The organism is Sphingobium mellinum (genome assembly GCF_037860795.1).
Classification (GTDB): Bacteria; Pseudomonadota; Alphaproteobacteria; order Sphingomonadales; family Sphingomonadaceae; genus Sphingobium; species Sphingobium mellinum.
The window spans coordinates 16,765-29,387 of record NZ_JBANRK010000019.1 but is presented as its reverse complement, the minus strand read 5'-3'; the positions used below and the strand labels follow the sequence as shown (position 1 = coordinate 29,387).

Genomic DNA, 12,623 nt, shown 5'->3' with positions numbered 1-12,623 from the left:
AGCATCAAATAACCAGCGAAAATGATATAAATCGCTACAGGGGGAAAATGGAACTCGAACTGATCCTGGAGCGCGAGCTGACATCGCAGCGTCCAGTCGCTGGTACGATCACCGATGTTCAGGTGCACCAGCGCGAGGACGACGGCAAGTGGTACATCAATGTCCGCGTGAGCTGGCGCGGATCGGTCCCCTACCATGTTGCGCTCTACGACAAGAAGAGAATCCGCTTATATTCAAAGGTTTCCTCGGCCATTCGGCACATCGTGGCGGCCTATGGTTACACTTCCGTAATCGGGATCAACCCATCGCCCCTATGGAACGACCCATCTCGTTTCTGACGCAGAATAGAAGGCGAAACGGCGAAAACCCGTTATTGCGAGTTCTTCGCAGTCTAGGCAGAGCTCAAAAAGCGATTTAAGGTGTTTTCACAAGAGAGGTGAAAACATGCGAAATCGCTTGTCCACTCCGATCTCGGCATTCGCGTTTCTGCTGGCATCGGCAACACCATCCTCGGCACGGGCCGCCGACAGCACATGGGCCTGTGAAGTGCTGTTGTGCGCCAGCAACCCAGGGGGCTGGATGCAATATGCCCAGTGCGTCCCTCCGATACGCAAACTGTTGCGGAGCCTCGCATTGGGCGGCGGTTTCCCGACATGCTTCGCAGGCGGCGTCACCGCGGCCAAATACACCAAACCGAAAAGCGGTCGTCCTGGCTTCGTCGTGATGACTATGCGTGACGGGAACCGCGCCACCTACACAGTCCCGACCGAAGCCGACGTGGCGCAGGCGGAGGCCACAGCCATTCCGGGGGGACCGCAGTAATGCAGTTCACCACGGCAGCGATCCTGGGCCTTGCGGCGCAATGTGCACCAGGCGTGGCCCCTTCCACCATCGCCGCCGTGGTTCACACCGAGAGCAAGGGTTATCAGTTCGCGCTCAACGTCAACGGGGTCGCCCGCCAACCCGCGCGGCCGACCAGTGCCGCCGATGCGGCGCGCGTCGCGCGCACCTATATCGCACAAGGATATTCGGTGGATCTCGGCCTCGGTCAGATCAACTCCAACAACATGTCCGCGCTGGGCCTGACATGGGACAGCGTGTTTGATCCCTGCATCAACATCGGCGCTGCCGGAAAAGTGCTGGCGGGCAACTATCGTCAGGTCCGCGACGGAAGGATGCCGCAAGAGGCGCTTCGGGTCGCCCTGTCCATGTACAATACCGGCTCGAGAACGCGGGGTTTTCGCAACGGCTATGTCGGCCGCGTGCTGAACAATGCTGGCGTGTCCGACGGGATCGCTCCTGCTGCATATGCCCCCCCTGCCCCGCCCTCCAATGCGGATGCAGCGATCAAGCCGCCAGCCAATATTCTGGCTGAACTGGTCGCGGAGAATATGCCCGAAGCCATGCCCGCGCGGGCAGCATCACCACCACCCCCGGCCTGGGATGTCTTTTCCCGGGCCGCTTACGAGCGTGCGCGGAGCGCCGAAACAGGAGGAAGCTGATGAAGTCACATGCATCCATGCGAACACCGCCGATGTCCGTGCGATCGACAGTTCAACGCCGTGTGGCGGCGATGTCGCCGCGCCAGCGCAAGACGGCGACGATCGCCGCCGCCGTTGCCGTAGCGGGGCTTGCCTCGCTCGTTTCACCGGACCCGGCCTTCGCCCAATCTGCCAATCTGGAGGGGTTCGCCAACAATGTGCTGGGCCTGCTCAGCAACGGCTTGCTCCGCGCCATTGCAGTCATTGCCGTCATTGTTGCCGGCGCGGGATGGTTGATGGGCCGGGTCAACACGGGCGCACTGGTGACGGTGATCATCGGCATCGCGATCATCTTCTCGGCGCCGTGGATCGTGGACCAGATCGCAGGCTCGGCCTGATGGACCGGCGGCCCGACGGCGCATCGGGCCGCAGCATTGAACGCTGGCAGGGAGGCAGACATGGCCGATGAGAGAGAAGAGATAGCGCGCAACACGCTGTTCCTTGCGGTGACGCGGCCAGCGCTGTGGGCGGGCATCCCGATCGAAGCGGCCGTGCCCATCCTGCTGGTGTCGGCCTGTGTCCTGATCGGCACCAACAACCCCGTCTATGCGCTCGTCACCGGCGCGGTCTGCTATGGCCTTGCCCGCCTCGTGGTGCGTCAGGATGTCAACGCCTTCAGGCTGATGTTCCTGTTCTTCCGCACCAAGGCGGCGAACCGCAATCGCACCTTCTGGGGTGGGTCCAGCTACACGCCCCTCCCCCTCAAGGGCATTGCCCGCAAGGGCTTCGGTCGCCGTGGCTAGAGCGGACCGCCTTTCGGCCCAGGTGCCGATGAAGGTCGCGCTCAAGGAAGTGCTGCCAACCAAGTTCCTGCCCTATGCGCGGCACATCAATGACGAGATGATCGTTCTCGATTCCGGTGCGATCATGCTCACCTTTGAGTTACAGGGCCGCGCATTCGAGACAGCCGATGTTCGCGATCTCAATGACTGGCATTCCAAGCTCAACGGGATGCTGCGCAACCTGCACGATGATCGCCTGTCGATTTGGACGCATCTGGTCAGGGCACGGGTCGAGCAATATCCCGGCGGCAATTTTCGGTCGAAATTCGCCCGCGACCTCGATGCCGCGTATTTCGCGCGGATCAATCGAGAGCGAATGTTCATCAACCGCTTCTTCGTCACCATCCTCGCGCGTCCCGCCGTGCATGGCGCAGACAAGCTGGTCCATCTGTTCCGGTCCAAGGCCAAGGTCGAGTCAGCGGCCGATGCCGTGGATGAGGATCTGATCGAGTTCCTTGAGGACAAGGCCCGCGATTTTGAGAAGCTGATGGCGCGCTGCGAGCCGCGCCGGCTCGCGATCTATGGGCATAATGGCCTCAAATTCTCCGAACCGCTCGAAGTCGCCGAAATGGTGATGACGGGGCGCCATCGGCGCGTGCCGATCATCCGGGGCCATCTTGGCAGCGCCCTTTATCGGCAACGGGTCATCTTTGGCGGCGAGACGGTTGAGGTTCGCGATGCCGACCGCAGCTCGTTCGGCGGCATATTCGGCATCCGCGAGTATCCCGCCTTCACCACGCCGCGCCAGTTTGAATCCCTGCTGGCCGTCGATTTTGGCTTCGTCCTCACGCAATCCTTCACTTTTCTGAGCCGCGCCACGGCGGCCGAACGGTTTCGCTTGCGGCAACGGCAGATGGAGAATGCCGACGATCGGGCCATCAGCCAGATGCACGATCTGGTCGACGCAGCGGACGACCTCATGTCGAACCGCTTCGTTCTGGGCGATCATCACTTCACCCTCGCCGTCTATGGCGGGAGCCTGAAATCCCTGCGCGACCATATGTCGATCGCGCGCGCGGCCCTCGCCGACACGGGCATGGTTGCTGCGCGTGAGGGAGCAGCGCTGGAAGCCGCCTATTGGAGCCAGCTCGTCGGCAATTTTGCATGGCGGGCGCGACCCGCGCCGATCACCTCGCTCAACTTCGCCGCCTTCGCGCCCTTCCACACCTACCCCGCTGGCCGCGCCACCGGCAACCATTGGAGCGAAGCCATCGCGTTGCTCAAGACGAGCGCGCGCAGCCCCTATTTCTTCAGCTTCCACAAGCGCGACGTCGGGCACACGATGGTCATCGGCCCGACAGGCGGCGGCAAAACGGTGCTGCTCAACTTCCTGATGGCGCAGGCCGAAAAGACAGGCGCGCGACAGATCTTCATCGACAAGGATCGCGGCGCGCAGATTTTCGTGCTGGCGAGTGGCGGCACATATCTCACGCTCGCCAACGGCACGCCCACCGGCTTCGCTCCATTGAAGGCGCTGGCCAATACGGCAGAGGATCGGGCTTGGTTGTCGCTATGGGTCCGCCAGCTCGTCCGCGCCGAAGGACGGCCGATCACCGTGCAGGAGGAAAGGCGGATTGATGATGGCATTGCCGCCGTCATGAAGCTGCCCCGAGCGGCACGCTCGCTCGATGCTTTGCGCACGATGCTCGGCATGGCCGACGAGGGCGGTGTTGGCGCGAGACTGGAGAAATGGACCTCGCGCGGCGCGCTGGGATGGGCGTTCGATAACGCGGAAGACGAAATGACACTCGATGCCCGGTTCATCGGGTTCGACATGACCGATTTCCTCGACAACGCCGATATTCGCGCGCCGTTGATGCTCTACCTGTTCCACCGGATCGACAAGATGTTGACCGGCGACCGCACTATGATCGTGATCGACGAGTTCTGGAAGGCGCTGGGGGACAATGCGTTTCGCAGCTTCGCCCAGGACGGGTTGAAGACATACCGCAAGCGCAATGCGCTGATGGTGTTCGCGACCCAATCCCCAGGCGACGCGCTCAAGAGCGACATCAGCCACTCCATATTGGAGCAGGTGGCAACGAAGATCATGTTGCCCAATCCGAACGGACAGCGCCGCGATTATATCGACGGATTCTCCATGACGGATGCCGAATTCGCGCTGATCCGCGAGGAGCTATCGCAGGAATCGCACAAATTCCTCGTGAAGCAGGGGCATGACTCTGTCGTCGTGGAACTGGATCTGACCGGCCTAGACAACGAGCTGGCCGTCCTGTCCGGCCGCGCGGAAACGACCGCGGTCGCCTGTGACGTGATCGCCGAACATGGCCGCGATCCGGCTGTGTGGCTCCCAATCTTCCACCAGCGCCGACGTTCAAGTTGAAAGGAGAAGTCTCATGAGTCCCAAGAAACTTCGCTATTTCGTGATGGGAGCCTCGCTCCTGACATGCATGGGTTCCGCGCACGCGCAGGGCATCCCGGTGACCGACACGCGCAGTTTGTTTCAACAGCTTGAGCAGGTACGCCAGGGCGTGTCGATGCTCGCGCAGGGGGCCGACCAGCTCCAACAGGCCCGCGATCTCTATCGTGATCTCAACAAGGCGACGGATATCGGGCGCGTTGCCGATAGCCTGCGCACCGACGCTATGCGCGAACTGAACGTGTCGTCGGGCAGCCTCGACGGTTACGCCAACGGCGATCTTAACGTGATCGGCCGCCTTCGCGGTCGCTCCGATAGCGTCTTTCAGGGACTGATGGGGCAGCTCTCTCCCGACGCATCGGAGAGCGCACGGGCAAGCTTTGAGACGGGTGCCCGACAGGCCGCAGTCACTGCAGGATTGGCTGGGTCCGTGGGGGATTCCGTGACGAGCCGTCGCGAGGGCCTGGAGGAACTGCGCTCGCGGCTCGCCAGCGCAAATTCGGCTGCCGAGCGGGCCGACATGAGCGCGCGCCTCCAGTTGGAGCAGGCGCAGATGTCGAATGACATGATGGCATTACAAGCCGTCGAACTGCAACGACGCGCGAAGGCTGAGGCCGACTATCAGGGATATACCGCGCAGCGACATCAGCGGCTTGCCAAGCTGAAGGCACAGGCGGGCATAGACTGATGCGCTGTCGCCCCATCCCTGTGGCCTTGGCGCTTTTGGCGATCGCAGGCTGTTCGCCCTCTGAGAAGTCGCAAACGGGCGAGAATCTGCGATCCGACATACCGCTTCGGACGATCCGGTATCTCTCCGAGCATCCAGAAGAAGCCAAGGAAGTTCAGGCGATGTGCGACCAGTGGAAGGGGTCGCAGCGCCCCATTGCGAGCTGGCCCGCTGTCGTCACCGAGAATTGTAACAACGCCGGTGCCGCGCGGCTTCGTAACCTTCAACGCGAACAACGTGAACGCATGAAGAAGCAGATGGGCATCTGATGCCGCGATAGGGTTGAAGACCAATGGATTTCCCGATCTTCGAGAACATGATGAATTCAGTGGATGGTGCCCTTGCCGGCATCATCGCGCTGTATTCCTCGGTGATCGGCATCATCTCCGGCCCCCTTCGCGTCGGCGTCACCATTTACATCATCCTGCTGGGCGGCGCGATCCTCCGGGGTGCGGTCCAGTATCCCGCTCGCGAGTTCGTCTATCGCACGCTGAAGCTCGCCGCCCTCACATGGGCAGTCAGCTCGCTCTATGGGGCATCGGTCGGCCTCTTCACGATGAATGGATTGCCGGGGCAATTCGCAAATGCGCTTGGCGGCGCTGATGTTGGTGGTCTCGGCGGCTACTTCGACACGCTTCTACAAGGAGCGTTTCGCGCCATCACGAAGATCGAGGAGATTGTTCAGGCCCACACTGATGCCGCTGGTGTGAACCTGATTGGCATGCCGAATAACATCGTTGAAATCATCCTCGCTGCCTTCGCAAATTTGGTGATCCTCTTCATCGCACTTTTGTCCTGCGCGCTGGGGTTCACAATCTGCGCCTTTGCGCTTTTCGCGCTCGCGCTGCTGGCTGTCGTCGGCCCTCTTTTCGTCGCCGCGCTGTTGTTCGATTCCACGCGGGGCTGGTTCTTCGCATGGCTCGGCTCCGCCATCAGCTACATCATGCTGGTAGTGTTCGCGCTGCTGGTCACGCTGTTCATCTCGCAGACGACGGACACGTTCATCAATTCGATCACGAACGACGACGAAGTCCTCATCGCCGTGCTGAAAGCCCTCTCGTTCTACGTCCTGGGCTTCTTCTTCTTCCTGCAAATCCCAAGCCTCGCGTCGGGCCTGGGTGGTGGCGGCCCTGCCTTGGCAGCGCAATTCGCCAATGCCGTTACCGGAAACCTGGCCCCGATCGCTGGCCGCACCATGGCAGGCGCGCCCCTGAGCGGCGCGCGCGCCGTTGGCGCCGGTGCGCGCCGATTGGGCGGAAGCGGTGGCACCGGCGGCACCCTGACCCGGACGCGATAGGAGGAATGTCATGAAGATTGCCAAGGTGCTCGCGCCGCTCGCCCTGCTTTCCCTTTCGACCGCTGTGCCGGTCCTCGCCGCCAAGGAAGCCAAGGTTCCGCGCTGCAACGGCCAGTCGAAGCGGCCCGCCAACCCTTACGGGACCATCCTCCCTACCCTGCCCGCCCGTAATGTTCCGGGTGCGACGCCAGCAGCGCCGCCCACCAATCTCTTCCCTTCATCATCATCGCCAGGGGCCGCTCCCCCGGCTGCGCGCGACGACAATGGCGTGCCGCCGATCAGCGCCGTCACGCCACTTCCTCATAACCAAGCGGCCTCACGGCCCGCCTATGCGAGCTGCTGACGATGGCGATCGGTGTCAAAGATAGTGCGGAGGATCTGAAGGCATATTTTGCCGAGGCCCAAAGCTGGGATCGCGAACGCATTGTGGCGGCCAATCAGTCGAAGCGATTGGCCTGGATCGTCGCTGGTGTCGCCAGCGCTATATCGATCGTAGGCGTGGCGTCCGTGGCGATGTTGTCGCCGCTCAAGACGGTGGTGCCCTATGTCGTAACGGTCGATCGCTCGACGGGCGCAACCGAAGTGACGCAGCAGCTTCGCGGCGACAAGACGATCACCTATGATGAGGCGGTCCGCAAATACTTCCTCGCCAACTATGTGAGGGCGCGCGAGGGCTGGATTCCGCAGGCTCGCCAGGAGTATTTCAACCAGGTTCTCGCGCTATCAGCGCCGGAGGAACAACGGCGGTGGATCAGCTTCTATAAGAAGGACAACCCGGACTCCCCGCAAAACCAGCTCACCGCGAGCGATACGGTGTTCGTAGGCGTGAGGGCCGTCGCCTTCATCTCGCCCAACGTTGCACAGGTGCGCTTCACCAAACGGCTTGAACGCGATGGGCAGGCCACTGAAACCCCTGCCATCGCGACAATCACGTTCGATGTGCTGTCCAAGCCGGAATCGGAAGCGGGACGCTACGCTAATCCGCTCGGCTTTCAGGTCAAATCCTATCGCGCGGACGTGGAGATAGGTGGAAAATGAAACAGCTCCTCATGCATTCGGCTGCGATCCTGGCCGCCGCGCTGCCCACGATCGCCAGTGCCGAAAACACACCCCGCCCCGTCACCGCCGATCATCGCGTGCGAGAGGTCAACTATAGCGATCAGAACGTCATTGCGATCTGGAGCGCCTTCAGGACTGCGACCCAGATCGAGTTCGCGCAAGGCGAGGTCATCAAGTTCGTCGCGATGGGCGATACCGTCTCGTGGGAGGTCGCGCCGGCTGAAAATTCGCTCTTCATCAAGCCGCGTGAACGAGCGGGGGGAACCAATCTCATCGTCGTGACTGAGTACGCCGGCCAGAAGCGAAACTACACCTTTGCCTTGTCCGCCGTCGCCAATTCGCGGGTCGCCGCAACCTACTTCAAAGTTCGTGTCCGGTATCCAGAACAGGAGGCCGCCGCGCTCCGTGAGGCTGCCGCTCGCCGCCAGCTCGCACAAGTGCTGGCGCAGCAGAACGGCGCCATAAAGGCCGCCCTGGATCTCGGCGTGTTGGAAGGCACCCGCAATCTCAACTACACCGTGCAGGGGGCATCTGCCATTCAACCCTCCGAAGTCACCGACAACGGACAGTTCACCGTCCTGCGCTTCCCCAACCAGCGCGAAATCCCTGCCATCTTCACGGTGAATCCTGACGGCAGCGAGGCCACGGCTTCCTTTGATGTGCGTGACGAATTCGTCGTCATCCATGGCGTGTTCCGCGAATTGCGGCTGCGCCGAGGCAAGGTGGTGCTGTGCATCTACAACGACAATCCGAGCTTCTACGGCCGCGATCCCAAGACGGATACCGCCTCGGAAGTGGTTGGGCGGCAGACGGAGAATTGATGTGAGCGACAAGAGATTCGACGTCGACGCCACGCCGGACATGAACGAAATCGACCGCGAAGCACCCGCGGTCGATCGGCCGAACCGCATTCCTTCCCTCAAATCCTTCCAGTGGGACACGAAGAAGATGATCGTGGCGGGCGCGCTGGGCGGCTCCCTCCTCTTTGCTGCCCTCACGATCGCTGCCGGTGTCGGTGGCAACAATAAGATGCCGGAGGTCAAACCGAAGCCGCCCGCTCCGGAAGTACCCTATGATCCCAAGACCGTGATCGCTCCGACGCTCCAATCAGCGCCGCAAGACCCCAACGCACCGGTGCAGCTTGCCGGTGAACAGGTGCCTCCGATAGGGCCAGGTGGTGCCGGAACTGGCGGAGGGCAATCGGCCGAAATGACCGCAGCCCAACGCCGCGCTGCCGAAGCCCAAGAGTTGCGGGACTCCGCGCGCCGTTCCACCCTTGTCGCCTATAATGGCACGTCGGGCCTACAGGCTGCCGCTGGCCGTGTCGGCGGTCTTGGGGAAGAGGCGCCGCCGACAGCCGCTCCCGATGGAAGATCGAGCGAAGCCACCCCGCTGGATGAACTCAAGCGGACGTCGGCGATCGGGCGCACCAGCGCCCGCATGATTGGCGACCGCAATTATCTCGTCACCGCTGGCTCGATCATTCCCTGCACGCTTCAGACCGCCATGGACAGCAGCGTGCCCGGCTATGCGACCTGCATCGTTCCCCGCGACATCTATTCCGACAACGGCCGTGTCGTTTTGCTGGAGAAGGGTACAAAGGTTTTTGGCGAATATCAGGGCGGGTTGAACCGGGGCCAATACCGGCTGTTTGCGATGTGGAGCCGAGCCGTGACTCCCCGCGGGGTGTCGATCGACATCGCGTCGCCCGCATCTGACAGCCTCGGCCGTGCCGGCATTGGCGGCAAGGTAGATCGGTTCTTCTGGGATCGGTTCGGCTCCGCGCTACTTTTCAGCGTGCTGGAGGATGGAGCCTATGTCGCGTCCACGGCTGTCGGCAGCGCCGGCAACAACGTGACGCGCGTCCCTTCAGATTCCGCCTCGACCATCCTTCAAGACACACAACAGATAAAGCCCGTCCTTCGCGTCGCCCAAGGGACCGATCTCGCCATCACCGTGGCGCAGGATTTCGACTTCTCCCATGTTTACGGATTGGGGCTGAAATGACGGTCACGGCCTTTCGCAACACCGCTGTCCTCGACGATGCGATGCAACCCCTTCGCAAATATCTCGATGACGAGGAGGTGACGGAGGTCGTCATAAACCAGCCCCTTGAGGTGGCGGTGGAACGGAAGGGCGGTTGGACCTGGGCCGTCGAAGAAGAGCTGACCCTACCCCGCCTCAACATATTGGCGACGGCCGCAGCGGCGTTCACCTCGCAGGATGTCACGCGCGAAAACCCGATCTGCTCCACGATCTTCCCGACGGGCGAGCGCGTCCAGATTGTCGCCCCTCCCGTCGCACCCGATGGAACGGTATCCATCACGATCCGCAAGCCCTCCACCAAGACGATGACGATGGGGGACTTTCACGCCAGCGGCCTCTTCACGGAAACGAAAGTTGCGGCGAGGGGCATGACCGAAACTGAAGATCGGCTGCTCGCCCTGCTGGGCGAGGGGCGTCACGTTGAGTTTTTCGAGCTGGCGGTGCGCAGCCGTCTCAACATCCTGATCTCCGGGGCAACCGGATCGGGCAAAACGACATTGGCGAAAGGCCTGATCCAACTCATTCCAGTAGATGAGCGGCTGCTGACAATCGAGGACACCCGCGAACTGGTCGTCCCACACCGCAATGTCGTCCATATGACCTACAGCAAGGACGGCCAGGGGACCGCCAAGGTGACGGCCAAGGAATTGCTCGAGAGCGCATTGCGTATGCGCCCTGATCGCATCCTGTTGCAGGAGCTGCGCGACGGCACCGCCTTCTTCTACCTGCGCAACGTCAACAGCGGCCATCCCGGCTCAATCACGACAATCCATGCCGCTTCGGCGGAGCTCGCGTTCGATCAGCTCACCTTGCTCGTCAAGGAGAGCGAGGGCGGCGCGGATCTCGGGCGCGATGACATTCGCTCGCTGCTCAAAATCCTCGTGGATGTCGTGGTGCAGATGAAGAAGGTCCAGGGCAAGTTTCGCGTCACGGAGATTTACTATGACCCTGCAGGGCGGCACGCAGCCTAGTCGGGGAGTGACGCTGGCGCTCGGCTTGCCCGTAGCGCTTGTCCTCCTGTGCCTCACCGGCTCGATCGTCGCATGGTTCGTCCTGGGCCTTCCGGCATCGGCCTACGACCCGATGAGGATGCCGGCATTCTTCTGGTATTATCGCGGTGATCCAGTCGTGCTGAAGGCGATGGCCGCCGGCCTCGCCGCCGGATCGCTCCTATCTGGCCTGCTGCTGTTCTGGTTTGTTACGCGCAAACCGCCGCTGCACGGTGCCGCGCGCTTCGCCAAGGCAGGCGAAATCCGGCGCAACGGTTTCAGGGGGGATGAGGGGATCGTCCTTGGCAAGAAATCAGGACGCTTCCTGATCTTTGAAGGCAATGAGCATTGCATCGTGGAAGCTCCGACCCGCTCCGGGAAGGGCGTGGGCATCGTCATTCCCAACCTGTTGAGCTGGACTGGCTCCACGGTCGTCCTCGATGTGAAGCGGGAGAACTATGAGGCCACGGCGGGTTTTCGTGCGAAGCACGGCCAGGCCGTGTTCCTGTTCAACCCGACCGATCCGGAAGGCCGAACCGCGCGCTATAATCCGCTGGCCTATATCGAGAGGACCGATGCCGACCAGGCCATAATCGAGCTTCAGAAGATCGCGACGATGCTGTTCGTCCCGCCAGAGCGGGGCGAGCCGTTCTGGACCGATTCCGCGAGAACCGCTTTTGTAGGCGTTGGTGCCTATCTCGCCCAGGCCGATGCGCCCTTCACCATTGGCGCAATCTACCGGCTGATGACCACCGGCGATACGCGGGGATATTTCCGCAGGGTGCTGGATGATCGGTCGCTTGTCCTCTCGACGGGGTGCCGCAATGCCCTGGCCGACTTCACATCGGGCGCGGACAACACATTTGCCGGCATCGTCCAGACCGTCACCTCCAAGTTGAGCCTATGGCTCAATCCGCGCGTCGATGCCGCGACGGAGGAAAGCGACTTCGATCTGCGCGAGCTGCGTATGCGGCCGATGTCTGTCTATCTCGGCGTCTCGCCCGACGAACTGGACCGTGTGGCGCCGCTTTACAATCTGTTGTTCCAGCAGCTCATCGATCTCAATGTGCGTGACCTTCCCGACGTGTCCACGCCGATCAAGGTTCTGGTCCTGCTCGATGAGTTTGCCCGCCTCGGCCGCGCCCAGGTGATCGCCGGCGCGTTCTCCTATGTGGCGGGCTACGGAATCCGGTTACTTCCAGTGATCCAGTCGCGGTCTCAGCTCCGTGCCGTCTATGGTGAGCATGTCGCTGATGAAATCGTGTCGAATTGCGGCGTCGAAGTCGCCTTCACGCCGAAGGAACTAAGGGTCGCGAACGAGCTTTCCGAGCGGATCGGCTATATCGGCCAGGAGGCCGTCACCCGTTCGCTGACGATCCATGGCATTCTTGCCAACCGCTCCAAGTCGATGTCCGATCACCGTCGCGCGCTTCTGCTCCCGCAAGAGCTGATGCAGTTTCCCGCGGACGAGCTGTTGTTGCTGCGCGGAGGGATGCCCCCCATCCGGGGTGACAAGATCCGCTACTATGCCGACAGCCATTTCACGTGCCGGGTCGCACCGGCGCCGATCGTCGCGCCGATACCTCGGCGCATTCGGGAGGATGAAGAGCTTCCTCCCTGTGTGCTGCCTGACGCTGACCAGCTTGCAAACCCCGACCCCGAGACCTTCGCCATGGATTGCGTCGTCATCTCGGAATTTGAGGACATTCTGGTCGACGTCGAGGCAGATCAACGCGGCCACGCGCGCGTGGGCGTGATCGAACAGGAGCGATAAATGGCTGAAAACCTTAACCCTCCCGAAG

The 12,623-nt window shown here is 61.9% G+C and carries 14 protein-coding genes; all 14 read left to right on the top strand.

Annotation, left to right across the window (positions count from 1 at the left end):
- Nucleotides 1-47: 47 nt before the first annotated feature.
- The gene (locus AAC640_RS15575; RefSeq protein ID WP_340267885.1) at nucleotides 48-338 is read left to right on the top strand and encodes a hypothetical protein; all 291 of its coding nucleotides are present in this window, start codon (nucleotides 48-50) and stop codon (nucleotides 336-338) included.
- Between the two features lie 483 nt (nucleotides 339-821).
- A complete protein-coding gene (locus AAC640_RS15570; protein ID WP_340267883.1) occupies nucleotides 822-1,502 on the top strand; it encodes a lytic transglycosylase domain-containing protein in 681 nt (226 codons plus the stop codon).
- Nucleotides 1,502-1,879, top strand: a complete 378-nt coding sequence (locus AAC640_RS15565) for a TrbC/VirB2 family protein (protein WP_340267881.1) — start codon at nucleotides 1,502-1,504, stop codon at nucleotides 1,877-1,879. Before AAC640_RS15570 ends, AAC640_RS15565 begins: the two co-directional genes overlap by 1 nt.
- A gap of 60 nt (nucleotides 1,880-1,939) precedes the next feature.
- Nucleotides 1,940-2,284 (top strand): VirB3 family type IV secretion system protein, encoded by a 345-nt coding sequence (locus AAC640_RS15560; RefSeq protein WP_184476872.1) that lies wholly within the window; start codon nucleotides 1,940-1,942, stop codon nucleotides 2,282-2,284.
- Nucleotides 2,285-2,312: 28 nt separating this feature from the next.
- The gene (locus AAC640_RS15555; protein ID WP_340267935.1) at nucleotides 2,313-4,667 is read left to right on the top strand and encodes a VirB4 family type IV secretion/conjugal transfer ATPase; all 2,355 of its coding nucleotides are present in this window, start codon (nucleotides 2,313-2,315) and stop codon (nucleotides 4,665-4,667) included.
- 13 nt (nucleotides 4,668-4,680) lie between these two features.
- The gene (locus tag AAC640_RS15550; RefSeq protein WP_340267877.1) at nucleotides 4,681-5,391 is read left to right on the top strand and encodes a type IV secretion system protein; all 711 of its coding nucleotides are present in this window, start codon (nucleotides 4,681-4,683) and stop codon (nucleotides 5,389-5,391) included.
- 35 nt (nucleotides 5,392-5,426) lie between these two features.
- Complete coding sequence (locus AAC640_RS15545) at nucleotides 5,427-5,699, top strand: hypothetical protein (RefSeq protein ID WP_340267875.1); 273 nt, start codon at nucleotides 5,427-5,429, stop codon at nucleotides 5,697-5,699.
- Between the two features lie 23 nt (nucleotides 5,700-5,722).
- Nucleotides 5,723-6,727, top strand: a complete 1,005-nt coding sequence (locus AAC640_RS15540) for a type IV secretion system protein (protein WP_340267873.1) — start codon at nucleotides 5,723-5,725, stop codon at nucleotides 6,725-6,727.
- A 10-nt stretch (nucleotides 6,728-6,737) separates the two neighbouring features.
- Entirely contained in the window at nucleotides 6,738-7,070 is a 333-nt protein-coding gene (locus AAC640_RS15535; RefSeq protein WP_340267871.1) for a hypothetical protein, read from the top strand.
- A gap of 2 nt (nucleotides 7,071-7,072) precedes the next feature.
- Nucleotides 7,073-7,765, top strand: coding sequence for a VirB8 family type IV secretion system protein (locus AAC640_RS15530; protein ID WP_340267869.1), 693 nt, complete (start codon nucleotides 7,073-7,075; stop codon nucleotides 7,763-7,765).
- On the top strand, nucleotides 7,762-8,607 hold the full coding sequence (gene virB9, locus AAC640_RS15525) for a P-type conjugative transfer protein VirB9 (protein WP_340267867.1): 846 nt from the start codon (nucleotides 7,762-7,764) through the stop codon (nucleotides 8,605-8,607). The genes AAC640_RS15530 and virB9 overlap by 4 nt, the downstream gene beginning before the upstream one ends.
- Nucleotide 8,608: 1 nt before the next feature.
- Nucleotides 8,609-9,793, top strand: coding sequence for a type IV secretion system protein VirB10 (gene virB10, locus AAC640_RS15520; RefSeq protein WP_340267865.1), 1,185 nt, complete (start codon nucleotides 8,609-8,611; stop codon nucleotides 9,791-9,793).
- The gene (virB11, locus tag AAC640_RS15515) at nucleotides 9,790-10,803 is read left to right on the top strand and encodes a P-type DNA transfer ATPase VirB11 (RefSeq protein WP_340267863.1); all 1,014 of its coding nucleotides are present in this window, start codon (nucleotides 9,790-9,792) and stop codon (nucleotides 10,801-10,803) included. The genes virB10 and virB11 overlap by 4 nt, the downstream gene beginning before the upstream one ends.
- Nucleotides 10,775-12,595: a type IV secretory system conjugative DNA transfer family protein gene (locus AAC640_RS15510; RefSeq protein WP_340267861.1), complete on the top strand. Its 1,821-nt coding sequence runs from the start codon at nucleotides 10,775-10,777 to the stop codon at nucleotides 12,593-12,595. The genes virB11 and AAC640_RS15510 overlap by 29 nt, the downstream gene beginning before the upstream one ends.
- The last annotated feature ends 28 nt before the right edge of the window (nucleotides 12,596-12,623 follow it).